This window comes from Kitasatospora sp. NBC_01560, from assembly GCF_045208415.1.
In the GTDB taxonomy this organism is placed as follows: Bacteria; Actinomycetota; Actinomycetes; order Streptomycetales; family Streptomycetaceae; genus Kitasatospora.
Window position 1 is genome coordinate 9,281,608 of the sequence record NZ_CP109364.1, and the last position, 23,387, is coordinate 9,304,994.

Sequence of the window (23,387 nt, forward strand, 5' to 3'; positions counted from 1 at the left end):
GCTGCCACCGGGGCCGGGCGGATCGGCCCGCCGGGTGGATCCGGCCGGCCAGGTGGATCAGCCGAGGGCGCGGACGGCTTCGAGCACGTCCAGGGCCAGGGCGGGCGCCGCGTCGTCGGGCTGGCTGACGGAGACCCGGGTGACCAGCCCGCGGAAACGGCCGTGGATCGTCCGGGCGACCTCCTCGACGCCACCGCTGACCGCGAAGGTGTCGAAGACCTCGTCGTCGATCAGCGCGGCCATCTCCGCCCAGCGCCCGCGCAACGACAGCCGGTGCAGCTCCTCGTGGAGGCCCTCCCAGCCGTGGTGGGCGAGGACGGGCAGGTAGGCGGGGGTGGAGGCGTAGAACGCGAGGCGCTCGCGCAGGGCGGCCCGGTTGGCCCGCAGCTCCTCCTCGGTGCGGCCGGTCGCGGTCAGCACCTGGCCGACGATCTCGAACGGCCGGGCGGTCCAGGCGGCCTGTCCGGCCTCGGCGCGGGCCCGCTCCTCGGCGAGGAGCGGCAGCACCTGCGCGGTGAGGTGGCCGACGGAGCCGAAGGGGTGGCCGATGAATCCGTCGGCGACCGCCCCGGCCGTCCGTACCATGCGCGGTCCGACACCGGCCAGCAGGATCCGCGGCAGGCCGGCGGGGACGGGGTCGGGGGAGAAGACCGGCGTCATGACGGTGTGGGTGTAGAAGTCGCCGCGGAAGCGCAGGCGCTCCCCGCTCTGCCAGCTGTGCCAGATCGCCCGCACCGCGTGCACGTACTCGTGCATCCGCGCGGCGGGCCGGTCCCACGGCATGCCGAAGCGCTTCTCGATGTGCGGCTTGACCTGCGAGCCGAGCCCGATGACGGCCCGTCCGCCGGACGCCGCGTGCAGGCCCCAGGCCTGGTAGGCGAGCGTCATCGGCGTCCGGGCGAGGGCGACCGCGACGCCGGTGGCCAGTTCGACGCGGCTGGTCCGGTCGGCCGCACGGGCCAGCTGGAGGAACGGGTCGTACGCGGTCTCGGGGACCATCACGCGGTCCATGCCGCGCCGTTCGGCCTGTTCGGCGGCGTCGAGGACGCCGGCCGGATGCCCGGAGACGGTGGCGTCGAGTCGCAGGGCGGCGGCCGGCGGACGGTCCATGGGGCGGGCTCCAGGCGGGATCGGGGGCGCGTACGACCGACAGCCTCCCACGGCGGGCCGGCCCGCCCGCACGCCCCGGGGCGGCGCCGCCCGGCACGGCGGCCCGGGGTGCGGGGATGGGCTGTTCGGCGTGCGGTGAGGGCGTGCTGCGCGCGCCGACCGCCCCCTCGCCCGGTCCGGTGGTCGCATGGGACGGGCGCGCGGGCCGGTCCGACGGCCGTCGCGCCTCCCGGCCCGCAACCGGGCCGGCCGGCGATCCGGATCGGAACACCCATGACCTCCGTTGCACCGGCCGCGGTCTCCGCGGTCCTCTTCAAAGGCGGGCAGACCCTCGTGGACCTGCTCGTCGACGCCACCGAACTGCGGCTCACCGTCACCGGGCCCGGCATGCTCTTCGAGCGCCTGGACCTGGTGACCACCCTCACCCCGTTCGAGGGCTGCACCGTCCGGCGCCTGCGCGACCTCGCCGGCGAGCTGGAAGGCACGATCCACTGCGGGCTGATCGGCATCGAGGAGGCGCCGGTCACCGTGGTCGAGCACCGGGGCGGCGGCATCCTGCAGATCGGCCTCGGCCCGGCGAGCATGTACCAGAGCGAGCTGGTCCTGCGGGCCCGGACCGGCGAGACGCTGGGCGCGCTGCTGCGCCGGCTGCTCTCCGACGACCCGGACCGTGCCTTCCTGGCCGGCCTGTACCCCGTCTCGGCCACCGGCCACCTGGAGCACGACCACGGTGCCATGCACGGCGGTGCGGCGATGCACGACGACGGTGCCATGCACGACGGTGCGGCGATGCATGACCACGGCGCCATGCACGACCACGGTGCCGCGCACGACCACGGCGACGGCCACCCGCAGGAGCACACCCCCGACCAGCCCGCCCCGCACGACCACGGAGCGCACGACCACGGAGCAGCCGACCATGGACATCCGTAAGGACGCGACCCGCCTCACCCCGCAGGAACGCGACCGCTTCCTGGAGGCCCTGATCAGGCTCAAGCAGCGCCAGGCGCCGGGCGCCCCCGCCGGTGTGGGCGTCTACGACCGGTTCGTGGCCCTGCACGGCGCCGTGATGGCGGTGATCGCCCCAGGGCTGCCCGCGGGGGAGACCGTCAACTACGGGCACTGGAACATCGGTTTCTGCGCCTGGCACCGCAAGTACCTGCGGGAGTTCGAGCTGGCCCTGCAGGCCGAGGTGCCCGGCGTCACCGTGCCGTACTGGAACTGGGCCGACCACGTCGGGGCGACCGGCACCCTGTTCACCGACGACTTCCTGGGCTCGCTGCGCACCGGGGCGCCGGCGCCGTTGACCGGCAGCGTGCTGCGCCGCCAGGTGCCACCGGCCGAACGGCCCGCCTGGTGGCCGGCCGGGGCGGGCGGCTTTCCCGTCCACCCCCTGCTGGTCGAGGGCTTCGGCACCTCGCTGGCCCGCGGCAGCGTGGGCGTGAGCTGGCCGCCGACCCGGTCGTCGGTCGACCAGCTCGCCCAACTGCTGGTGCAGCAGCCCGGGGTGCACCCGTTCTGGTACTTCTGGCTCGTGCTGGAACAGGGCGCCCAGCCGGTGCTGACCGACCTCGGCGTGCAGGCCACCACCCGCACCCACAACCGGGGTCACAACTTCATCGGCGGTCACATGTCCCAGGCGTTCTCCCCGAACGACCCGGTGTTCTGGCTGCACCACGCCAACGTCGACCGGATCTGGGCGGCCTGGCAGGCCGGGCGGCTGGCCGCGGTGCCCGGCTCCGTGCCCGCCGACCACTACCCGCCGGCGGCCGAGGAGTCGCCCTTCAGCGGTGATCCGGCGCCGCCCGGCCACCGGCTGGGCGACGTGATGTGGCCCTGGGTGGGCGACGCCCCCGGGTACGACGTCAGGATCGCGCCCGAGGTCAAGGCCCTCCTGCCGGACTTCTCGGGGCAGGGCCCGGTGACGGTCGACGCGATGCTGGACACCCGGACCGTCGACGCCGTCGGCTACCGGTACGAGGCCCCCGGCGGGCCGTGACCCGGCGTCGGCCCCGCCGGCCGGCCCCCACCGCGGTCGGGCCGGCGGACCACCACCGCGGAGGACGGTCCGTCAGATCGTGTCCGCGGCAGGAGCATCGGCGTTTCCGCCGGCCGGCCGGCGCCTCGTAGGATCCCGGCATGACGACGGCACCGTCCCTGGCCTCCGGCCAGCGCTCCCTCGGCGACCCGCTGGTCCGCTACCCGCTGCTCCCCCCGCTGACCCGCGGCTGTCCGCGCACCAGTACCGGGACCGTCCCCTACCCGGTCGAGGTGGACTACGACTACGCGCGCGTGCCGGCCGACTTCCTCACCGCGCGGCCCGCCGGCCCCGGGCTCGACCGCTGGGCGGCGCTACTGCCGCCGCTGGCCGCACCCGGACTCGGCGAGGGCGGCACGCCGCTGCTCGCGCTCGGCGACGGCGTCCACCTGAAGGACGAGACGCGCAACCCCACCTGGAGCCACAAGGACCGGCTCAACCGGTGCACGGTCAGCGCCGCGGTCGCCGTCGGCGCCCCCGGGGTGGTGGTGGCCTCCTCCGGGAACCACGGCGCCTCCGCCGCGGCCTACGCGGCCCGTGCCGGGCTGCGCTGCGTCGTGCTCGGCGCCCCCGACACGCCGCCGGCGATGGCCTCCTTCCTCGACGCGTACGGTGCGGTGGTCCTGCCGGTGCCGCCCGCGGACCGGTGGCCGCTGACCGAGCGCATCGCGGCGGAGTTCGGCCTCTTCCCGGTCAGCAACCTCACCCCGTTCCACACCGGCAGCTCCTTCGGCCCGGAGGGCTACAAGACCGTCGCGTACGAGATCGCCGCGGACCTCGGCGTGCCCGCGGCGGTCTTCGTACCGACCGGGTACGGCGAGCTGCTCTTCGGCATCGGCAAGGGCTTCGCCGAACTGCAGAGCCTCGGCCTGACCGACCGCGTCCCCCGGCTGTTCAGCTGCGAACCCGCCGCCGGCGGCCCGCTCGCGGCCGCCGTCCGCGAGCACCTGCCGGTCGCCCGGGTCGAGCCGGGAGCCACCGACGCCTACGGCATCGGCTGCACGGTGAGCAGCTACCGGGGGGTGCTGGCGCTGCGCGGCAGCGGTGGCCGGCCGCTGCTGGTCGACGACCGCCAACTGCGCGCCGCCCAGGAGGAACTGGCCTCGCAGGGGTTCTGGGTGGAGCTGTCGGCCGCGGCCGGACTGGCCGGCCTGCGGGCGCTGGACGAGCGGATCGAGGGGCCGGTGGTGTGCGTCGCCACGTCCAGCGGGTTCAAGGACCGCGGCGTCGGTCTCCGGCCGCCGGCCCCCGTCGACCCGGCCTGGGACGCCGTCCGCACCCGGCTGCTGGCCGCAGGCCTCAAGGACTGAGAGGGCTCGCAAGGACTGCAAGGGCCGCAAGGACTGGAGGGCGCCTGAACCGCGAGTGCCGGGCAGGGCGTTCGGGGACGGCCCCGGCGCGGCCCCGCCGGTGCGGACCGGCCAGTGCCGACCGGGTGTGCTGTCAGGGTGTCGGGGGCGTGGCGAGTTCGCGTGGATTTCATCCGGCCGTCACCGTGGGCCACGGGCGGGCCTGCCACCACGGGCTAGATTTGCCGTCACGCCGTTCGGGCGCCGCCGCCGGGCACGGGCGCACGGCCCCGTCGGCGGCCGTTCGCGCCACGCCGGCCCCGCGGACCCGCCTGCCACCCGCTCGCCGGGGCGGGCGGCCCGAGGACCCGGCCGTACCCTCCCGGAGCTCCGATGACCCGCCTGCCCCGTCCGTTCCGTGCCCGCCGCCGGTGGATCGCCGCCGCGGCCGCCGTGCTGGCCGCCTCCTGCGGCGCCGCCGCGGCCGGCTCCCCGGCCGCCTCCGCGCGGGAGGGCGGCGGTGCCGGCCGACTCCCGGACGTCCGGCTCCTCGACACCCTCGACGTGCCGGGCGGTGCCGTCGAGGCCGGGCAGCCGTTCGGCGGCCTCTCCGGCATCGACTACGACCGAGCCACCGGCCGGTACGTCGCCCTCAGCGACGACCGCTCCGAGCTCGCGCCCGCCCGCTTCTTCACCCTCCGTCTGCCGCTCGGTGCCCAAGGATTCGCCGCCCGGCGGCCCGTCGTGGAGTCCGCCACCGTCCTGACCGGGCCCGACGGGCAGCCCTACCCGCGCCGCTCGGTCGACCCGGAGGCGATCCGCTGGGCCCCCGGCGGCCGGGCCGTCCTGTGGGCGAGCGAGGGCGTCGCGGCTGCCGGAGTGCCGCCGTTCGTCCGCACGGCCGGGCCCGACGGCGCCCACCGCGGTGAGCTGCCCGTCCCCGCCGCCTACCGCCCGGTACTGGGCGACGGCGGCGCCGTGGTCTCCGGCGTGCGCGACAACCAGGCCTGGGAGGGGCTGACCCTCTCCCCGGACGGCGCCACCGTCGTGACGCTCACCGAGGACGCGCTGGCTCAGGACGGCCCGGTCCCCGGCCCTGCCGTCGGCAGCCGCTCCCGCCTGCTGCGCCAGGACCGCGCCGGCGGCCGGACCACCGGCGAGTTCGTCTACCCGCAGTCCCCGCTCGCCGAGGACGGCACCGGCCCGGCACCCGCGCAGCAGAGCGGAGCCTCCGAACTCCTCGCCGTCAACGAGACCGACTACCTCGTCGTCGAGCGCACCGCCTTCACCGGCCGGGATTTCGGGATCCGGATCTACTGGACCACCACCGTCGGTGCCACCGACGTGGCCGGGCGCCGTCGGCTCGACGGCAGCGAGCGGGTGATGCGCAAGAAGCTCCTCTTCGACTTCGCCACCACCGGTGTGCGGCCCGACAACGTGGAGGGCCTGACCTGGGGGCCGAGGCTCGCCGACGGCTCGCGCTCGCTGGTGCTGGTGACGGACGACAACTTCGGTACCTTCGGCAGCCCCGGCACGCGCTTCCACCTGCTGGCCGTCCGCCCCGGGCTGCTCGCCGAGCACACCCCGGACCTCGACCGGGACGGCACCGTCGGCCCGGCCGACCTGCGCCGCCTGCTGCGGTCCGGCCCGGCGGGGGACCTCGACGGCAGCGGCCGCAACGACGGGCGCGACGCTGCCCGCTGGGCCTCGTACGCCAGGGCGTTCCCCTTCCCGCACTGACCCGCGGGCCCCGTCGAGGGGCAGGCGGTTTCCGAGGGCCGGGGCCCACGGTGGCGGGGCTCGCCGGTGGGCCCGTGCCCCCCGGTCGGGGAAGCGGCGCCGGTGAAGTCCATGGTCAGGGCCTGGCGTCGGCTGTCCGGTCTGCGTGGCCCCGGCGCGTGGGCGTCAGTCCGCGGAGCGCAGGTGCGGCGGCAGGGCGGCGACGGCGAGGGCGACGGCCTCCTCGGCGGTGTCGGTGCGCGCGACGATCTCCCCGCGGTCCCGTACGCCGTACTTCCCGTTGTGGTGCGGGTCGATCGAGCACCCGACCCGCGCGTACGGGAGGGACGGGCTGCTGGAGAACCAGAGGATGTAGTGGCTGGTGACGGGCGTCAGCCGGCGCAGGGCCGGCTGGTCGAACGCGGCCTCCACGAGGGTGCGGACGCGCGGGCGGCGGTCCCACGGGGGCTGACGCACCGAGTCGAGCCGCTGCCGCCAGGCCAGCTCGACCGCGTCGAGCGGCTCGCGCTCGTGGGCGAAGGCCCACGCCTGGATGTCGAGGAAGGGGGCTTCCTCCTGCGTCCGCCGGAGGTCCGCGCCGCCCGCCCAGGCGGCCGCGGCCCGGGTGGCGGCGGCCGGGTCGGTGGTCCTCCCGTACGCGAGCCAGGCCTCCGTTCCACGGCACTGGACCAGGTAGCAGTGGTCGTCACGGAAGACGCGCACGACGGCCCGGCGGCCGTCGGCGGTGCGGAACTCGGCCGTCCGCTCCCAGCTGTCAGCCTCCGGAGCGGGGAGCGGGAGGCCCAGCTCCGCGGCCGTGCGGAGGACGAGGTCCGTCAGGGTGGCCGGGTTTCCGTCGCGGTGGCCGGGGTCGGTCCCGGGCCAGTTCGGCGGTTCGGCGGCGGTTTCGGGGGCCGGGCCGGCGGTGGAGGAGGTCATCGCCCCAGTCTGCCGGGTGCCGGACCGTCCGTGCGGGGTGAATCGGCGTTGTCGCGACCGCACCCCCGCGGGCCGGGGGACCGGTCGCCGCGGGGGTGCGTCGGGCGCGGGGAGGTGTGGCCGCGCGGGGGTGCGGGGGGTGTCAGTCGGCCAGGTTGACGGGGCGGTAGGCGTGGTAGCCGTCGCCGGACTTCAGGCCGTAGCTGTGCGTGGTGTGGCGGGTGCCCACCTTGCCGGCCTGCTCGTAGGAGCGGTAGGAGCCGTGCTTGCCGTCCACCCAGCTGTCGAAGATGACGACGTGCCGGTGGTTGGGGTCGCTGCTGTTGGCCTTGATGACGAGGTCGCCCTGGCGCAGCTCGGACATCGCGATGGGCTTCGTCCAGCCGTCGTTCTTCAACGAGACGGTGTTGGGGCCCGACTTGGGGAGCTTGAGGGCCATCGAGGCGTAGCCGGAGCAGTCCTGACGGTAGCCGTCCTTCCAGGTCTTCTTCTGGCTGTAGGGCACGCCCTTGCCGCCGTTGTCGGTGAGCCAGACCTTGGCCCGCCGGATCTCCTCGGCCCGGGTGATCCTCGGGGCCGAGGCACGCAGATCGGTGTCCGAGCCGGCCTCGGCGGCCTCGCCGCCGACCACCTCGGCGTCGGCGAGGGCGGCCGCGTCCGCCGCGGCGTCGGTCACCGGGCCGGCGACCGGGTCGGTGGCCGCGAGGGCGGGCCCGGCGCCGGCCGGCAGGGCCGCGGCCGGTCCGGTGAGGACGAGTGCGCCGAGCACGGCGGTCGCGAGGGCGGTGACGGTCGATCGGCGGATGTGCTTCATGGGTGCTGCCTCCTGTGGCATGCGACGGGGTGGAACGGGCTGAAACGGGGTGAAACGGTGTGGACGGGTGCGCGGTGAGGACGGATCGGGCCGGGGGTTGCGGGCCGGGTCAGCCCAGGTGGGCGAGGCGGCGCAGGGCGGCCCGGTCGGCGTGGAAGACGCTGGCGTCGACCTTGCCGGAGGTGCCCGGCACCGACGCGCGGTCGGTGTACTGCCAGAAGTCCCAGCCGCCGCCGCCGGGCAGCGGCTGGGGCGGAGTGCTGCCGTAGCGGGCGAGCCAGACCGGACGGCCGCTCAGCTCCTTCGTCCCGCCGAGGCAGTCGTCCACGAAGCCCCGGCGGGTGTAGACGACGGCATCGGTGCCGGTGACCGTCCGGACCCGCTGCAGGAAGGCCTGCACCTGGTCGAGCCGGAGCCGGTGGCCGGCGTTCTCGCACTGTTCGAGGTCCAGGACGGGAGGGAGCTCGCCCGGCCCGGTGCCGGTGAAGCCCTCGTGGCGGAGCACGGCGAGGAAGTGGTCCGCCTGGGCGGTGCCGTCCTGGTCGGCCGTGAAGTAGTGGTAGCCGGTGCGGATGAGGTCCACCGAACGCGCGCCGGCGAGGTCCCGGGCGAACCAGCCGTCGGTGAAGCCGGTCCCCTGGGTGGCCTTGAGCATCGCGAAGGACTGCCCGCTGCGGCTGATGGCCGGCCAGTCGAAGGCCTGGTCCTCCTGCGGCCCGTGGTCGCCGTGGTAGCTGTCGATCCCGCGCACGGTGTAGGAGTCCGGGCCGGTCCCGGCGGCTCCGGCGGGGGTGACCGGCCCGAGGGCGGCCAGGCCCAGGGCGGCGACTACGCCGGCCGCGAGGGCGGTCACCCCGAGCGCCTGGCGGACGGCACTGCCGGACGAACCGCGGGCCGTACGGGCGGCCGAGGGGGCCGAGGGGGCCGGGCCGGCGGTGCGGGCCGCCGTGCGAGGTCGGAGCTTCACGTCGGGTTCTCCTCTGCGGTGGTTCACAGGTCTGCCGGGGGTCGGCGGTGGTGCCCGGCGGTGGTGCCCGCCGCGGTGCCCGTCGTGGTGACGGAGCGTCGGGGCGGGCGGTGCGCCGGGCGGTGGTCCGCTGCCTGGTGAGAGCTTGGCCCGGCGGCCGGGCCGGATGCACCTGTTGCCTGTTGTCGTCCGGTCGGGACATCCCGACAACCCCGCTGACCTGGTACGACCACTCCTCCGGGGGGAAAGTCCGACACGGCGTGACCCGCTCCGCGCAGGCTCGTTGACCGATCGGGAGCGAACGGAACGGGGGCCCACGGTGAGTACGGAGAGCGACCCGGCGCGGTCGGGGCCGGCCCGGGAGGCCGACGCGGCGGGATTCGGTCCGGTGCTGCGAACGCTGCGCCGCGGGGCCGGGCTGTCCCAGGCGGACCTGGCCGGCCGGGTGCACTACGACAAGAGCCACATCAGCAAGGTGGAGAACGGCGACAAGCCCGCCACCGCCGACTTCGCCCGGGCCTGTGACCGCGCTCTTCGGGCCGGCGGCTCGCTGGTCGAGCTGGCGACGCGCGGGCAGTGCCCCTATCCCGGGCTCGCCTCGTTCCGGGCCGAGGACGAGCGCTGGTTCCACGGCCGCGACCGGGCCCGCGCCGCCCTGCTCGGCCTGCTCGCCGAGCGGCTGACGGACCGCGGTGGGCCGGTGCTGGTCGTCGGACCGTCCGGCGCCGGCAAGTCCTCCCTGCTGCGCGCCGGCCTGGTGCCCGCCCTGCGGCGCGGCGGTCTGGCCGGCCTCGGCCCCGCGACGGCGGCCGTCCTCACCCCGACCGGGCGCCCGCTGGACCGGCTCGCCGGCCTCGCCGAGGGCCCGGACGCCGTCTGGATCGTCGACCAGGCCGAGGAACTGTTCACCCTCTGCGCCGACCGGGAGGAGCGCCGGGCCTTCCTGGACGCGCTCTGCCGGGAGGCCGGCCCCGAGGGCGGCCGGCTGGTGGTGCTGGGCGTCCGCGCGGACCTCTACGGGCACTGCCTGGCGCACGACGGCCTGCTGCGGGCGGTCCGGCGCGGCCAGTTGGCGCTCGGCCCGATGAGCGCGGCCGAGGTGGCCGAGGCGATCACCGGGCCGGCCCGCACCGCCCGGCTGGAACTCGAACCCGGCCTGCCGGAGCTGCTCTCCACCGACCTCGGGCTGGACGCGGCCGGCGCCTCCGGGGCCTACGACCCGGGCGCGCTGCCACTACTCGCCCACACCCTGCGCGCGGTCTGGCAGCAGCGCTCCGGCCGCTCGCTGACGCTGGCCGGCTACCGGGCCATCGGCGGCTTGCACGGGTCGGTGGCGGCGACGGCCGAGCGCGCCTGGGCCCGGCTGGACGGCGAGGAGGCGCGGGCCACCGCCCGGCGGGTGCTGCTCCGGCTGGTCCACCTCGGGCCGGACGGGCGGGTCTCGCGCCGCCGGGTGGAGCGGACGGCCCTGACCGGCACCGGGCCCCGGGCGGCGGCGGGTGCTTCCGAGTCGTGCGGTTCGGTGGCAGGTGGTCCGGTGGCGCACGCTCCGGGTGGCTGCGGTCCGGAGGCCGGCCGTCCGTCGGGGGACCGGAGCCCGGCTCCCCGCCCGCCGGGTGACGGCGTGCTGGACCACGTACTGACGTCCTTCGCCGCCGATCGCCTGCTCACCGTCGACGAGAGCGGTGTCGCACTCTCCCACGAGGCACTGCTGCGCGCCTGGCCGCGCCTGCGCGACTGGGTCGAGGAGGGCCGGGCCGGTCTGCGCCTGCACCAGCAGCTCGCCCAGGACGCGGAGCACTGGGCCGCGGCAGGCCGGGAGGCGGCGCTGCTGTACCGGGGGAGCCGGCTGGAGCTGGCCCGGGAGTGGGCGGCGGAGCCCGCCGGCGAGGAGCTGCTCACCCGCGTCGAGGGGGAGTTCCTGGCCGCCGCGCAGGCGCGGGCGGAGCACGAGCGCACGGCCGAGCGCCGCCGGGCCCGGACGCTGCGCCGGCTGGTGGCCGGGCTGGCGCTGCTGCTGGTGTCGGCCCTGCTCGCGGCCGGGGCGGCCTGGCAGCAGTGGGACCGCGCCACCACGGCCAACCGCGCCAACCTCGCCCGCGTGCTGCTCTCCGAGGCGCAGCGCGACGCGGCCCGGGACCCGTACGCGGCGATGCTGGCGTCGGTCGAGGCGCGCCGGGTGGCCGGGGCCGGCGTCCCCGAGCTGCGGCAGGCGGCCGACGACGCGGTGCTGAGCACCCAGGCGCAGTACCTGACGGGCCGGATCCCGGGTTTCGCCTGGGGCGTCAACGCGCTCGCGCTCAGCCCCGACGGACGGCTGGTGGCCACCGGGGACTCCCGCGGCCAGGTGGCCCTCTGGGACGTGCGGACCACCGCCCTGGTGGCCGAGTTGCAGGGCCGCGACCTCGGCCGGCCGGTGCAGGACGTGAAGTTCAGCCCGGACGGCTCGCTGCTCGCCGCCGCGATCACGAAGGAGCCGAGCCGGCGGATCGTGCTCTGGCGGGTCGCCGACCGGCAGGAGCTGCCGTCCCCGGTGATGCCGCGCAGCACCACCGAGAGGACTTCGGTCGCCAAGCGGCTGGCCTTCAGCCGGGACGGCGCCCTGCTCGCCGCGGGCAGCAGTGACAGCGACCTGCCGGGCCGGGTCTGGGTCTGGCGCACGGACGCCGGCGCGGCCCCGCCGGTGCGGACGCTGACCGGCCACACCGGCATCGTCCAGGGCCTCGGGTTCGGCCCCGGCCACCTGCTCGCCTCGGCGTCGACCGAGGGCACCGTCCTGGTGCGGGACCTCGACGCGCCGCCGGTCGGGGACGGTCGCGAGGCGCCCGCGGTGTTCACCGGCCGGGCGCCGGATCCGCGGTCGCTGGCCTTCGCGGCGGACGGCCGGCTGCTCGCGGTCGGTGGTGAAGAGGGCGGCATCCGGCTCTTCCGCCCACCGGTCACCGGCCCGGCGGAACCCGGCGCCGCCCCGCTGGACCCGTCCGCCGACCCGTCCGTCCGCGACCCGTCCGCAGACCTGTCCCCCGAGGGGGCCACGCACCGGGACTGGTCGGTGACCGACCTGGCGCCCGCCCACCTCGGCTCCGTCAACGCGCTGGCCCTGACCCCGGACGGGGCGTCGCTGCTGTCGGCGGGTGCGGACCAGAGCACCCGGGTCTGGGACCTGCCCACCCGCCGGGTCACCGCGGAGTTGCGCGGCCACCCCACCTTCGTCCTCGGCGTCGCCGTCGGCGGGGACAACCGGACGGTCGTCACCTCGGCCGGCATCAGCTCCCCGCCCGGCAGCATCCTGATCTGGGACCTGCGCCGCGGCACCGACCTCGCGCCCGGTCCGGACCGTCCGCGCGTGACGGCGGTCGCCGCGGCCGGGGCCCGGGCCGCGGTGGGCACGGCCGACGGCCGGATCGCGCTCTGGGACGTCGGCGGCGCCGCGCCGCGTCCGGTGGCGGTCTCCGCGCCGAACGGGCGGACCGTCACCGCACTGGCCTTCGACCGGGCCGGCCGGACCCTGGCCGCCGCCTTCGCGGGCGGCACGGTCACTCTGGCCCGCGCCGGGGACGGCGTCCGGTCGGCCACCGTCGAGGTGGGCGCCGAGCCCACGTCGATCGCGCTGAGCCCCGACGGCGCGGTGCTGGCGGTGGGGACGGCGAACGGGCAGCTGCTCACCGGCCCCCCGGACGGCTCAGCGCTGCGGGCCCGCCCGCACAGTGCGGTGGGCCCGGTGTACGCGGTGGCGTTCCTCGGCGACGGCGCCGAGCTGGCCTTCGCGTGCGACTCGCAGGCGGTCTGGCTCCTCACGGCCGGCGACGCGGCGGCCGTCGCCCGGCCGAGCACCATGCTGCACAAGGACCACATCCGCCACCTGGCCGTCAGCCCGGACGGCCGGCTCCTGGCCACGGCCGGCAACGACCGTCTCGTCCTCGTCTGGGACGCCGCCACCGGCGCGCCGCCGGGCGGTGACGACGGCGCGGCCGCCGATCCGGCGGGCGGCCTCCGCACGGTGGGCCCGGACACCGTCCACGCCCTGGCGTTCGCCCCGGACGGCAGGACCGTCGCGGACGTCGGCCGCCAGGGCCTGCTGCGCCGGTGGGACCTCACGGCGGCGTCGCCGACCTCCGTCCTCACCGGGCCGGGGCAGCCGCTCAACGGGCTCGCGTTCCTCCCCGACGGCCGCGTGCTGGCCGGCGGTGACGACGGCTCGGCGCCGCTCCGGAGCCTCGATCCGGCCGCCGTCGCCCGCGAGGCCTGCGCCGTCCTGCGCCCGCCCGTGCCGGAACGCGACTGGCTCCGGCTGGCCCCCGGCGCCCCCTACCGCACCGGCTGCTCCTGACGGCCGGTCCGGTGCCAGAAGGCCGAAGTCCCGCCGGGGCCCATGGGTCGGGGCCGGGCGGGACGGAGGCCGGGCGGGACGGGCCTGCCGGTCAGGCGCGCGCGAGGAGCTCCAGCGTGTCGATGACGCGGTTGGAGAAGCCCCACTCGTTGTCGTACCAGGCCACGACCTTGACGTGCTTGCCGTCGACCCGGGTGAGCGCGGCGTCGAAGATCGCCGAGGCCGGCTCGCCGGTGATGTCGCCGGAGACGAGGGGCTCGTCGGCGTAGTCGAGGACGCCCTTGAGCGCGCCGTCGGCCGCGGTGCGGTAGGCGTCGAGGATCTGTTCGAGGGTGACCTCGCGGGAGACCGTGGTGTTCAGCTCCACGATCGAGCCCACCGGGACGGGCACGCGGATGGAGTCGCCGGACAGCTTGCCGTCGAGGTTCGGCAGGACCAGACCGATGGCCTTGGCGGCGCCGGTCGTGGTGGGCACGATGTTCACCCCGGCGGCGCGGGCGCGGCGCAGGTCGCGGTGCGGGCCGTCCTGGAGGTTCTGCTCCTGGGTGTAGGCGTGCACCGTGGTCATGAAGCCGTGCTCGATGCCGGCCAGCTCGTCCAGCACGGACGCCAGCGGGGCGAGCGCGTTGGTGGTGCAGGAGGCGTTCGACACGATGACGTGCTCGGCCGGGTCGTAGAGGTCGGAGTTGACCCCGTAGGCGAGCGTGATGTCGGCACCGTCGGAGGGGGCGCTGACCAGGACGCGGCGGGCACCGGCGGTGATGTGCGCCCGGGCGGCCTCCGCCGAGGTGAACCGGCCGGTCGACTCCAGCACCAGCTCGACACCGAGCTCGGCCCACGGCAGGGCGGCCGGGTCACGCTCGGCGAGCACCGTGATGCGGCGGCCGTCGATCACCAGGTCGCTGCCGTCGACCGTGACCGAGCGCTTCAGGCGGCCGAGCGCGCTGTCGAACTTCAGCAGGTGCGCGAGCGACTCGGGGGCGCTGAGGTCGTTGATGGCGACGACCTCCAGGTCACTGCCGCGCTCCAGCAGGGCGCGCAGGCTGTTGCGTCCGATGCGGCCGAAACCGTTGATGGCGATGCGAGTCATGGAGGGCTCCCTAGTTCGTTCGGTGCGTTCTCCATGGTCCGCGCCCGGACGGCGGCCGGACAGGGGCTGGATCGACAGGGTACGCAAGGATCCCGCCACGTCCCTTGCCACCGACCGCAAGGATCTCGCCACCGGCCCTGACGCTGCCCTTGCCGCCGGCCCTGTCACCGCCCCTGCCGCTGGTCCTGTCACCGCCGCTGCCGTTGCCCCGTGGGCCCCGGCCGTTGCTGCGCCCCGCCCCCGGCCTGCGGCGGAATCATGGGACAGGCGCCGAGAAGGTGTGCCGGTACTCCGTGGGCGAGGTGCCCAGCACACGCTGGAAGTGCAGCCGAAGGTTGGCGCCGGTGCCGAGCCCCACCCGGTCGGCGATCTGCTCCACCCCCAGGTCCGTCCGCTCCAGCAGCTCGCGCGCGAGGTCCACCCGGGCCCGCAGCACCCACTGCATCGGCGTGTAGCCGGTGTCCTCCACGAACCGCCGGGAGAAGGTGCGCGCCGAGACCCGCGCGATGCGGGCCAGCGCTTCGAGGGTCAGCGGTTCGGCCAGGTGCGCCAGGGCCCATTCACGGGTGCTCGCGAAGAGGTCGCCGAGCGGCTCGGGCACACTCCGCGGCACGTACTGCGCCTGGCCGCCGCTGCGGTAGGGCGCGGCCACCAGCCGGCGCGCCACGTGGTTGGAGAGCCCGACCCCGTGGTCGCGCCGCACCAGGTGCAGGCAGAGATCGATGCCGGAGGCCGCGCCCGCCGAGGTGAGCACGTCCCCTTCGTCCACGAACAGCACGTTCTCGTCCACGGAGACGAGCGGGTGCTGCTCGGCGAGGGCCTTCGTGTAATGCCAGTGGGTCGTCGCCTTCCGGCCGTCGAGCAGGCCGGTCGCCGCCAGGGCGAAGGCCCCCGTCGAGATGGCGGCCAGCCGTGCGCCCCGGTGGTGGGCGGCCACCAGCGCCGCGACCACCGCGGCCGGCGGCTCCGTGGTCGCCGGATCCCGGTAGCCGGGGACGAACACGGTGTCGGCCTGTTCCAGCGCGTCGAGGCCGTCGGCCACGTGGTAGGCGAGGCCGTCGCCCCCGGTCACCAGCCCGGGCGCCGCGCCGCAGACCCGCACCTCGTACGGCATGCTCGGCCGGCTGGAGAACACCTGCGCGGGGATGCCCACGTCCAGCGGCTTCGCGCCCTCCAGCACGAGCACGGCGACGCGGTGGTTCCTGCGAGCCATCGGACCTCTTCCACTCCCGCGGCGGGGCGGGCCTCCGGACGTCCGTGACGCGGAAGCCCCCTGTCGCAAGGATCCTGCCACCGCGCGGGCCGCACACGCCACGCGACCCGACGGGGCACGTACCCGGACGGGCGGTGGGGTGGTTGGCGGTTGTTCCTGGAATGCCACGACGCCGCTGGACCGGTCCGGGGTTTCCGGGCGGTGCAGCGGCGTGGTCGTGGTGCGGGGTGTTACTTGGTGAGGCCGGCCTTGACGGAGCAGACGGGCCAGGCGCCGGGGCCCTGGGCGGCGAGGACCTTTTCGCCGATGGTGATCTGCTGGGCCTTGGTGGCCTGGTGGGCCTGGGGGGCGTAGGCGGTGCCGCCGAAGGCGGCCCAGGTGCTGGAGGTGAACTGGAGGCCGCCGTAGAAGCCGTTGCCGGAGTTGATGGCCCAGTTGCCGGTGGCTTCGCAGGCGGCGACCTTGTCCCAGACGCCGGCGGGGGCTGCGGAGGCGGCGTTGGCCGTGACGAGTCCGGCCACGGGGAGGGCGACGAGCGCCCCGGCCATCAGTGCGGTGCGGACGCGGTTGCGGCGCTTGGCGGTGGTGGCGGTGGCGGTGGTCTCGTTACGGAGGGTCATGCGGGTCCTTTCGGCGGGGGGTGCGGGCGTGCGGAACCAGGCCCTGGGGTGGGCCTCGGTTTCTGCGGGGGTGTCGCTCGCGGGGTGGGGCACCGTTCGCGTTCCCGGGGCGGTGGGGCCCTGGTGTGCGGCTTGCTCGGTGCAACGGGTTCGAAGTTACGGGGGTCGGGGTGGGGGTTTCAAGGATTCGTAGGTTTGGGCATGTCAGGGGGCTGTTACCTGAGGTATGGATCAAGCTTTTGGGTTGTTTTGGCCCGTTTTTCGCCTATTTTCTTGGTCGTTGGGGTGGGGGAAGTGGTCCGGGCCACAGGGAAAGTGGTGTGAGGCCGGGCACATCGTCGACGGTGGGTGACGGGGCGTTGGCGGGGGGTGCCGGTGGTGGGGTGTCGGGGTGGGGGTGCGGGTGGCCCGCACCACAGCCCTCACCCGCTGCCCGCCGGCCCCGCACTCTCCGTCACCGAACGGGAGCCCGGTACAGGGACGCGCCCGGCTCCGGCGGCCTCGCCCACCGCCCGGGGCCGGAGCCGCCCGAACGGGGCTGGATAGCCTGGCGCGATGGACTGGACACAGCGCGCGGCCGGCGTCGTCGTCGGCTCGGCGGTCGGCGACGCCCTCGGAGCCCCGTTCGAATTCGGCCCCGCCGGGGCGTTCTCCGCCCGGTTCCCCGCCGGGGGCAATGGCGGTGGCGCGGTCGGCGCTGCGGGCGGCGAGATGTGCGGTGGGGGCGGCTGGGACCCGGGCGAGGCGACGGACGACACGCAGATGGCTGTCCTGGTCGCGGAGTCCCTCCTGGACCGCGGCGGGCTGGACCTGCCGGACGTCTTCGCCCGCTTCCAGCGGTGGGCCGCGTCGGAGCCCAAGGACATCGGCATCCAGACCGAGGACGTGCTCACCAACGGCATGCCGTGGGACTTGGCCGCCGCCATCCACTTCCAGACCACTCTGCGGGCAGCCGGCAACGGCTCCCTCATGCGGGCGTCCACGGCGGCGGTCCACTTCGCCCGGGCCGGCCGGCAGGCGACCATGGCCGCGGCCCGCCGGATCGCCGCCCTCACCCACGGCGACCGCGCCGCCTGGGAGGGCACCGCCGTCTTCCACGAACTGGTGCGCCTCGCCCTCCACGGCGCGGACCCCCTCGTGGGGCTCCCGGACGTCCTGGACCAGGTGGACCGGGAACACCGGGAGCGGTACGCCGTCGTGCTCGCTCCCGACTGGCACCCCGACCGGGCCACCGAGGCCAACGGGGCGGTCTGGCCGTGTCTGGGGTCGGCAGTCTGGGCGCTGCGCAGCACCGGGAGCTACGAGGAGGCCGTCCGCGCCGCGATCGACCTCGGCGGCGACACGGACACCGTCGCCGCGGTGACCGGCGGTCTCGCCGGGGCCGTCTACGGGCCGGGCGCGATCCCGGTCCGCTGGACGGCGCCGTTGCACGTGCCGCTGCCCGGGTCCGGCGGCCGGGTGCTCCGGCTCCCCGAACTCCTCGACCTCGCCCACCGCCTCGTCGCCTGAGCGCCTGCCCGTTCCCGCCCCTGTCCCGCTCCCGCCCGTGCGGCAGGGACGGGCCGGGGCAGGCTCCGTGCGCCGGCCTGCTCCGCCACGGCCGTGCGCGATCCGCTCATGCCGGCCGGGAAGTCCTGGAGGTGCTCACCGTGCCTTCGCGGAGTCGTTCCCGGATCGACCGGGTGGGATCGCCCCCGGACGTCCGGACGCCCCATCGGCCGGCCCGTCCGCCGTGCCGTCCGGCGGCAGTAGCGCGGTCACCGCCGTGACCAGCGCGGCGATCCCGGTCCGCAGGGTCAGGCCGGGATGCGGACGGAACTCCGGGGAGTGGTTCGCGGGCAGCGCCGCCAGCTTCTCGGCGGCGGTCGCCCCCGGCGCGGCCGCCCACTGCGCGGGGCCGACCGACCCCAGCATCCAGTACGCCGTCCGAACGTCCGTCACCCCGTGCAGTGCGGCGCCGGCCGGGCCGAACAGCGGGAAGTCCTCGGTGGCCATGGACGGCGGCCAGTCGGCCACCCGGTGCGCGCCGAAGGCGCTCCGGTGGGCGGCGCGGACCGTGGCCGTCAGCTCCGGATCGGGGAGGTTCACGCCGGATTCGGCGACCACCTCCACCGTCGGCGGCACCGGGCAGCGGGAGGCCTCCGCCTCGGCCCGGACGATCCGCCGTACGGCGCCCACCACCCGCTCCAGGACGGCCGCCGACAACGCCCGGACGGTCACCCCCAGGGTCGCCCGGTCCGGGACGAGGTTGGCCGGGCCGCCCGCGCGCAGCGACCCGACGGTGAGCACCACCTGCTCGGCGGGGCCGCACTCCTGCGACACCACGGCCTGCAGCCGCAGCACGATCGCGGCCGCCGCCAGCAGCGGGTCGACCGCCAGGTGCGGCGCGGCGGCGTGCCCGCCGCGGCCGTGCACGACCACCTCCAGGGTGACGCTGCCCGCCGTCACCGGGCCGCCGCCGTGCGCGACCATCCCGGCCGGCAGCGGCGCGGTGTGCTGCGCGAGCACCATCGACGGCGGCCCGAAGCGGCGGTAGAGGCCGTCCGCGAGCATCGCCCGTGCGCCGCGCAGGGTCTCCTCGGCGGGCTGGCCCACCACCAGCAGCGTGCCGCGCCAGCGCTCCCGCGCGCCGGCCAGCGTGTCGGCCGCCCCTGCCAGGCAGGCCAGATGGGCGTCGTGGCCGCAGGCGTGCATCACCGGGGCGTCCTCGCCCCCGGCGGTCCGGGCGCGCGCGGTGCTGGCGTACGGCAGGCCGGTCCGCTCCTCGACCGGGAGCGCGTCGAGTTCGGCGCGCAGCATCAGCACCGGGCCCGGGCCGTTGTGCAGCACGCCGGCCACCCCGTGGCCGCCGATGCCGGTCTCCACCCGGTAGCCGGCGGCGCCCAGCCGGGCCGTCAGCCGGGCGGCGGTGCGCTCCTCCTGCCCGGACAGCTCCGGATCCCGGTGCAGCGTCAGGTAGAACTCGGCGGCGCGGGTGGTCGGCCCGTCCGGGCCGGGGGCCGGTCCGAGCGTCGGTCCGGTCATCGGCCGGCCCCTCGGCCGCGCTCGGTCAGGGCGCCGGCCTGCGGTGTCAGTGAGGTGACAGCGGACGGCGGCCGGGTCTGCCAGTGGCCTCCCGTACAAAGGGCGGTGTGGCGGGGCGGGCCGTACGAGTGGCCGGGTTCCGTCCGGTCCGGCCGATGCGGCCGGGCTGTCCCCAGCGTCCTGAAGGAGCTCTCATGGCGGCGAACACCACCCCCGACACCAACCTGGCCTCCCTCGCGCAGGAGATCCTGAACCTGGAGTCGGAGACCTTCGAGATCAGCGACTACTCGGACGCCAGCGAGGTCATGCTGGGCTCCTCGACCAGCTGCTCCTCCACCAGCACCTGCTCCAGCACCACCAGCACCACCAGCTGCACCGCCTGACCCCTGTGGTAGGGCCGCCGGCCTCCTCGGCAGCGAGGGGGCCGGCGGCGTCCCCGGCGCAGCTCTCCCGGGCCTGCCCGGCCGTCCGGCCCGCGCGCCGGTCGCCGTCCGCAGGCCCGTCGCCGTCCGCGGGCCGCTCACGGGAAGGGGTGCGGCACCAGCCGCAGGTCGCCGTCGGTCAGGTCCGACTCCCGCAGGCCGCCGCGCCGCAGCGCGGTCCGCAGCCGCGGCATCCCCAGCGCGCGCTGGCGCGACCAGCCGAAGTCGATCGGCAGCAGCCCAGGGACGATCGTGCACACCGTCCGCAGTCCGAGCCGCCGCTGCTCCGGCGAGGTCTGGTCGACCACGATCACGTCGAAGCCGGCCCGGACGAGCTCGTCCCGGCAGAACAGCAGGTCGTCCAGCAGGTCCGGGGAGCGCGGCCGGACCTTCTCCCAGCCCTCGTACACCTCGTCCAGCGACCGTACGGCCGGGGGCTCCAGGTAGCTGTCGGCGTACCGTGCCATCTGCGGCAGGCCGAACAGCGCGGCGTGGTCCGGCAGCCGGCGGACCAGACCGAAGTCCTCGGCCATCGAGGCGAGTTCGTCGGGCCGCTCGCGGACCTGGCCGGGCAGGTGCGGCAGGTAGGTGAGGATCTCGGAGAGTGCGGACTCCACCGCCTGCCCGGGGTCGAACCCGGCGCCGGCCGCGAAGGCCAGCGTCCCCGGCCCGCCGTCCCGGCGCACCGCGAGGCCGGTCACCACCGGCACCGTGAGGTCCACCCGGTTGTCGAAGGCGTGCACCTCGTACCCCTGGAGGGCCGCCCGGTCGACCATCGCCCGCAGCGCACCCCCGCCGCAGGAGTCCAGGTCGATCTCGGTCAGCCGGGCGCCGCCGTACCAGCCGAGCAGGAAGGCGTCCCGCTCGATCAGTTCCAGCAGCCCGAACAGCACCGCCTCCTCCAGACAGCTGCCGATCGCGCAGCCGTTGGAGCACTCGAAGACGAAGTTGTCGGCCGCCAGCCCCGCGCTGTAGTAGCAGAGCCGGGCCGGGACGAGCACCGGGCGCGCGTCCCGCAGCGAGTACCCGCGCACCCAGGGGATCGGGCGCTCCGGGTCGAAGGGGCTCACCATCGGGTCCTCGCGGTAGGTCCGCGGCGCGTACAGGCCGCAGTCGCGCGGGTCCAGGGCCTCGCCGGCCAGGTTGCGGTACGAGTCGACGAGCATCGCGCCGGTGCGCCGCCGGTGCGTCCCGGCGTAGCGCTCCAGGCCCTCCAGGAAGGCCAGGTCGCGGCTGGCGCGGAACGAGTTGGCCTGCCCGCTCCAGGTGACGTCGGTCAGCCCGGCGTACCCGCGCATGAAGACGCTGCCCGCCACCGGCGCCGTGGTCGGCGAGGTGACGTCCGGCCAGGTGCCCGCGCCGAGCACCCCGCAGACCGGGTTCGCCAGCGCCTCGGCGGGCAGCGCGTAGGAGCCGGGCGGGCGCAGCCGGTACGCGTCCGGGCCGGGCTTCGGCCGTGGCAGCAGCGGCAGCACCGGGCCTTCGCCGTCCGTCTCGCCGACTGCCTCACCGTCCGCCTCGCAGGCCGTCGCGCAGACCGGGCAGAGCGGCTCGGCGAGCAGCGGCACCGTCGTCACCCGGAGGGTCTCCAGGTCCAGCCGGCTCACCCGGGGGAGGTCCGAGGGCGGCGCGCCGGGCCCCAGCACCAGCAGGCAGAGCGACCACACGGCGTCCGTCACCCACGAGGTCGGCCGGGGCCAGCCAGGGTCCACCGCCGTGCTGCCGAGCCCCGTCTCCAGGGCCTCGCGTTCGGTCCGGCTGCGCAGCCGCTGCCACCGCATCGCCAGGCAACTGCCGCAGGCGGCGGGGGAGTCCGGTGCGCCGCCCCACGGGCCGACCAGCACGGCGGACGAGGTCAGGTGGACGGTGGCGGCCGAGCGCGGCCGGGCCGAGGCGGCCGGCTCCGGCCCCAGGGCGTCCCGGTTGCCGAGCGCGGCGACCTCGGGGGCGGGCAGCCCGGCGGCGGCGGCCCGGGCGGCCAGGGCGCGGGCCAGCCCCGAGCGGGCGGCCTCCAGGGGCAGGGCGTCAGCGGTCATGTCCGGTTGCTCCAACGGAAGGTCCGGGCGGCCAGCAGGGCGAACAGCCCGGCGAAGACCGCCAGGGCGAGGCAGTCCGCCGCCGGCCCGAGCAGGCCGCCGCGCCCGGCGAGGGCGTCGGTCACCCCGTCGACGAACCAGCGCAGCGGCAGTACCCGGGAGAAGGCCTGCAGCCAGCCCGGCATCAGGTCGATGGGGTAGAACGCGCCGGAGAGGAAGGCCATCGGCACCATCACGCAGTTGGCGATCGCCGCCACCGCCTCCGGGGTGTTCGCCAGGCCGCCCACCACCAGGCCGATCGCGACGAAGGCGGTGACGCCGAGCAGGAGCACCGGGATCGCCGCCGGCCAGGAGCCGGCGAGGTGCAGGCCGAACACCGGCAGCAGCGCCACCGCGGTGAACAGCACGGCCTGGACCAGCCCGGTGCCCAGCGCCACCGCGTAGCGGGAGGCGAGCACCGTGGGCAGCGGTGTCGGGGTCCGCCAGACCAGCCGCAGCAGGTCGTCCCGGCGCCAGTGCATGAGGGTGAACGCGACGCCGAACAGCGCCGCGTTGCCGATGCCCCAGGCGAGCACGCCCGGCGCGATGTAATTGATGTACGCCAGACCGCCGTTGACCGTCTGCCCGCGGAACAGCAGCCCGAAGACGACCAGGAACATCAGCGGGAAGGCGAAGGTGAAGAAGACCGAGGTGCGGTCCCGGACGTAGGCCAGGTAGGTGGCCCTGGTCATCGCCGCGTAGGCGCTCATGAGTGCTGCTCCGATCCGGTCAGCCGGAGGTAGGCGTCCTCCAGGGTCGCGGTCCGGGTCTGGACCGTCTCGATGCCGACGAGGTCGCCCACCGCCACCAGCACCCGGTTGGCGGCCCTGGTCTCGATCACCACCTCACCGCCCTCCACGGTGACCCGGTCCACCCCGTCGAGGCGCTCGGCCTGCGCGACCGAGAGCCGGTCCGCGGGGACGAGCAGCCGGGCCGGGGCGCCCAGCGACCTGACCAGGCTGCCGGGGCTGTCCAGCGCCAGCAGGGCGCCGCGCGCGACGATCGCCACCCGGTCGCACAACGCCTCGGCCTCGTCCAGGTGGTGGGTGGTGCAGACGATCGTGCGGCCCTCGCCGCGCAGCGAGCGGAGCACCTCCCAGAGCGAGCGCCGGGCCTGGGGGTCGAGCGCCGCGGTGGGCTCGTCCAGGAAGATCAGGTCGGGGCGGTGGATCAGCGCGGTGGCCAGCGCCAGGCGCTGGCGCTGCCCGCCCGACAGGTCGTCGACCCTGGTCCGGGCGCGGTCGGCCAGGTCGACCTGCTCCAGGGCCCGCCCGGCGGCCGCCCGGTCGAGGCCGTAGAGCGCGGCGACGGTCGCCAGGTGCTCACCGGCGGTCAGCCGGGTGAAGAAGGCCGAGGACTGGGTCTGCACGCCGATCCGGCGCAGCAGTGCGGTGTCCCGCGGCCAGGGGCTGCCGCCGAGGACGGTCACCGTGCCCGCGTCCGGCCGGCGCATCCCCACCATGATCTCCACCAGGGTGCTCTTGCCGGCGCCGTTGGGGCCGAGGATGCCGAAGAACTCCCCCTGACGGACCGTCAGTGAGACGTTGTCCAGCGCCCGTACCCGGCCGTACGACTTGCTCACCCCGTTGATCAGGACGGCGGGGGCGTGGGCGGACTCGGATGCGGATGCGGATGCGGGCGTGGGTGCGGGCGTGGCGGCATCGCCGGCGTCCGGTGTGCTGCGCGCTGAACTCATGCTGGGTGCTCCATCGTTGACGGGCAGGGGCGGCGGGGCGG

18 protein-coding genes are annotated in these 23,387 nt (G+C 76.1%); 7 read left to right on the plus strand and 11 right to left on the minus strand.

Annotated elements, in window-relative coordinates; translation table 11 throughout:
* Positions 1 to 57: 57 nt before the first annotated feature.
* Positions 58 to 1,110, minus strand: coding sequence for a TIGR03617 family F420-dependent LLM class oxidoreductase (locus tag OH807_RS39555; RefSeq protein ID WP_406209795.1), 1,053 nt, complete (start codon positions 1,108 to 1,110; stop codon positions 58 to 60).
* 273 nt (positions 1,111 to 1,383) lie between these two features.
* On the opposite strand from OH807_RS39555, the gene OH807_RS39560 reads away from it, so the two are divergent.
* The 4 genes from OH807_RS39560 (at position 1,384) to OH807_RS39575 (ending at position 6,177) form a co-directional block, all read left to right on the plus strand.
* The gene (locus OH807_RS39560; RefSeq protein ID WP_406209798.1) at positions 1,384 to 2,043 is read left to right on the plus strand and encodes a hypothetical protein; all 660 of its coding nucleotides are present in this window, start codon (positions 1,384 to 1,386) and stop codon (positions 2,041 to 2,043) included.
* The gene (locus tag OH807_RS39565) at positions 2,030 to 3,109 is read left to right on the plus strand and encodes a tyrosinase family protein (protein WP_406209801.1); all 1,080 of its coding nucleotides are present in this window, start codon (positions 2,030 to 2,032) and stop codon (positions 3,107 to 3,109) included. Before OH807_RS39560 ends, OH807_RS39565 begins: the two co-directional genes overlap by 14 nt.
* Before the next feature lie 140 nt (positions 3,110 to 3,249).
* Positions 3,250 to 4,458, plus strand: coding sequence for a pyridoxal-phosphate dependent enzyme (locus tag OH807_RS39570; protein ID WP_406209804.1), 1,209 nt, complete (start codon positions 3,250 to 3,252; stop codon positions 4,456 to 4,458).
* Positions 4,459 to 4,830: 372 nt separating this feature from the next.
* Positions 4,831 to 6,177 carry an esterase-like activity of phytase family protein gene (locus OH807_RS39575; RefSeq protein WP_406209806.1) on the plus strand — a complete coding sequence of 449 codons (1,347 nt, stop codon included), beginning with the start codon at positions 4,831 to 4,833 and terminating at the stop codon, positions 6,175 to 6,177.
* A 165-nt stretch (positions 6,178 to 6,342) separates the two neighbouring features.
* Here OH807_RS39575 and OH807_RS39580 read toward each other — a convergent pair whose 3' ends face one another.
* From OH807_RS39580 to OH807_RS39590, 3 genes are all read right to left on the minus strand, one after another.
* Positions 6,343 to 7,095: a DUF6193 family natural product biosynthesis protein gene (locus OH807_RS39580; RefSeq protein ID WP_406209808.1), complete on the minus strand. Its 753-nt coding sequence runs from the start codon at positions 7,093 to 7,095 to the stop codon at positions 6,343 to 6,345.
* Positions 7,096 to 7,237: 142 nt separating this feature from the next.
* Positions 7,238 to 7,909, minus strand: a complete 672-nt coding sequence (locus tag OH807_RS39585) for a hypothetical protein (RefSeq protein WP_406209811.1) — start codon at positions 7,907 to 7,909, stop codon at positions 7,238 to 7,240.
* A 109-nt stretch (positions 7,910 to 8,018) separates the two neighbouring features.
* A complete protein-coding gene (locus OH807_RS39590) occupies positions 8,019 to 8,876 on the minus strand; it encodes a glycoside hydrolase family 25 protein (RefSeq protein WP_406209814.1) in 858 nt (285 codons plus the stop codon).
* Between the two features lie 319 nt (positions 8,877 to 9,195).
* Here OH807_RS39590 and OH807_RS39595 point away from each other — a divergent pair, with 319 nt between their 5' ends.
* Entirely contained in the window at positions 9,196 to 13,206 is a 4,011-nt protein-coding gene (locus OH807_RS39595) for a helix-turn-helix domain-containing protein (RefSeq protein ID WP_406209817.1), read from the plus strand.
* 91 nt (positions 13,207 to 13,297) lie between these two features.
* Here the strand turns inward: OH807_RS39595 and gap are convergent, their stop codons facing one another.
* From gap to OH807_RS39610, 3 genes are all read right to left on the minus strand, one after another.
* Entirely contained in the window at positions 13,298 to 14,296 is a 999-nt protein-coding gene (gene gap, locus OH807_RS39600) for a type I glyceraldehyde-3-phosphate dehydrogenase (protein ID WP_406209820.1), read from the minus strand.
* Positions 14,297 to 14,552: 256 nt separating this feature from the next.
* Positions 14,553 to 15,509, minus strand: a complete 957-nt coding sequence (locus OH807_RS39605; RefSeq protein WP_406209823.1) for a GlxA family transcriptional regulator — start codon at positions 15,507 to 15,509, stop codon at positions 14,553 to 14,555.
* A gap of 230 nt (positions 15,510 to 15,739) precedes the next feature.
* The gene (locus OH807_RS39610; RefSeq protein WP_406194293.1) at positions 15,740 to 16,129 is read right to left on the minus strand and encodes a transglycosylase family protein; all 390 of its coding nucleotides are present in this window, start codon (positions 16,127 to 16,129) and stop codon (positions 15,740 to 15,742) included.
* A 555-nt stretch (positions 16,130 to 16,684) separates the two neighbouring features.
* Here OH807_RS39610 and OH807_RS39615 point away from each other — a divergent pair.
* On the plus strand, positions 16,685 to 17,638 hold the full coding sequence (locus OH807_RS39615; RefSeq protein ID WP_406209827.1) for an ADP-ribosylglycohydrolase family protein: 954 nt from the start codon (positions 16,685 to 16,687) through the stop codon (positions 17,636 to 17,638).
* 135 nt (positions 17,639 to 17,773) lie between these two features.
* Here OH807_RS39615 and OH807_RS39620 read toward each other — a convergent pair whose 3' ends face one another.
* Entirely contained in the window at positions 17,774 to 19,153 is a 1,380-nt protein-coding gene (locus tag OH807_RS39620; protein ID WP_406209830.1) for an amidohydrolase, read from the minus strand.
* A 194-nt stretch (positions 19,154 to 19,347) separates the two neighbouring features.
* Here OH807_RS39620 and OH807_RS39625 point away from each other — a divergent pair, with 194 nt between their 5' ends.
* Entirely contained in the window at positions 19,348 to 19,536 is a 189-nt protein-coding gene (locus tag OH807_RS39625; RefSeq protein WP_073926695.1) for a thiazolylpeptide-type bacteriocin, read from the plus strand.
* A gap of 137 nt (positions 19,537 to 19,673) precedes the next feature.
* On the opposite strand, the gene OH807_RS39630 is transcribed toward OH807_RS39625, so the two are convergent.
* From OH807_RS39630 to OH807_RS39640, 3 genes are read right to left on the minus strand one after another with little or no spacing between them, the layout of a single operon-like run.
* Complete coding sequence (locus OH807_RS39630) at positions 19,674 to 21,611, minus strand: TOMM precursor leader peptide-binding protein (protein ID WP_406209835.1); 1,938 nt, start codon at positions 21,609 to 21,611, stop codon at positions 19,674 to 19,676.
* Positions 21,608 to 22,360, minus strand: coding sequence for an ABC transporter permease (locus tag OH807_RS39635; protein ID WP_406209838.1), 753 nt, complete (start codon positions 22,358 to 22,360; stop codon positions 21,608 to 21,610). Before OH807_RS39635 ends, OH807_RS39630 begins: the two co-directional genes overlap by 4 nt.
* The gene (locus tag OH807_RS39640; protein WP_406209841.1) at positions 22,357 to 23,346 is read right to left on the minus strand and encodes an ABC transporter ATP-binding protein; all 990 of its coding nucleotides are present in this window, start codon (positions 23,344 to 23,346) and stop codon (positions 22,357 to 22,359) included. The genes OH807_RS39635 and OH807_RS39640 overlap by 4 nt, the downstream gene beginning before the upstream one ends.
* Between the last annotated feature and the right edge of the window lie 41 nt (positions 23,347 to 23,387).

Coding starts and splice junctions, on each gene's coding strand:
- OH807_RS39575 (WP_406209806.1), top strand. CDS start 4,831: ATGACCCGCCTGCCCCGTCCGTTCCGTGCCCGCCGCCGGTGGATCGCC.
- OH807_RS39615 (WP_406209827.1), top strand. CDS start 16,685: ATGGACTGGACACAGCGCGCGGCCGGCGTCGTCGTCGGCTCGGCGGTC.
- OH807_RS39635 (WP_406209838.1), bottom strand. CDS start 22,360: ATGAGCGCCTACGCGGCGATGACCAGGGCCACCTACCTGGCCTACGTC.
- OH807_RS39555 (WP_406209795.1), bottom strand. CDS start 1,110: ATGGACCGTCCGCCGGCCGCCGCCCTGCGACTCGACGCCACCGTCTCC.
- OH807_RS39585 (WP_406209811.1), bottom strand. CDS start 7,909: ATGAAGCACATCCGCCGATCGACCGTCACCGCCCTCGCGACCGCCGTG.
- OH807_RS39570 (WP_406209804.1), top strand. CDS start 3,250: ATGACGACGGCACCGTCCCTGGCCTCCGGCCAGCGCTCCCTCGGCGAC.
- OH807_RS39605 (WP_406209823.1), bottom strand. CDS start 15,509: ATGGCTCGCAGGAACCACCGCGTCGCCGTGCTCGTGCTGGAGGGCGCG.
- OH807_RS39630 (WP_406209835.1), bottom strand. CDS start 21,611: ATGACCGCTGACGCCCTGCCCCTGGAGGCCGCCCGCTCGGGGCTGGCC.
- gap (WP_406209820.1), bottom strand. CDS start 14,296: ATGACTCGCATCGCCATCAACGGTTTCGGCCGCATCGGACGCAACAGC.
- OH807_RS39565 (WP_406209801.1), top strand. CDS start 2,030: ATGGACATCCGTAAGGACGCGACCCGCCTCACCCCGCAGGAACGCGAC.
- OH807_RS39610 (WP_406194293.1), bottom strand. CDS start 16,129: ATGACCCTCCGTAACGAGACCACCGCCACCGCCACCACCGCCAAGCGC.
- OH807_RS39625 (WP_073926695.1), top strand. CDS start 19,348: ATGGCGGCGAACACCACCCCCGACACCAACCTGGCCTCCCTCGCGCAG.
- OH807_RS39640 (WP_406209841.1), bottom strand. CDS start 23,346: ATGAGTTCAGCGCGCAGCACACCGGACGCCGGCGATGCCGCCACGCCC.
- OH807_RS39620 (WP_406209830.1), bottom strand. CDS start 19,153: ATGACCGGACCGACGCTCGGACCGGCCCCCGGCCCGGACGGGCCGACC.
- OH807_RS39580 (WP_406209808.1), bottom strand. CDS start 7,095: ATGACCTCCTCCACCGCCGGCCCGGCCCCCGAAACCGCCGCCGAACCG.
- OH807_RS39560 (WP_406209798.1), top strand. CDS start 1,384: ATGACCTCCGTTGCACCGGCCGCGGTCTCCGCGGTCCTCTTCAAAGGC.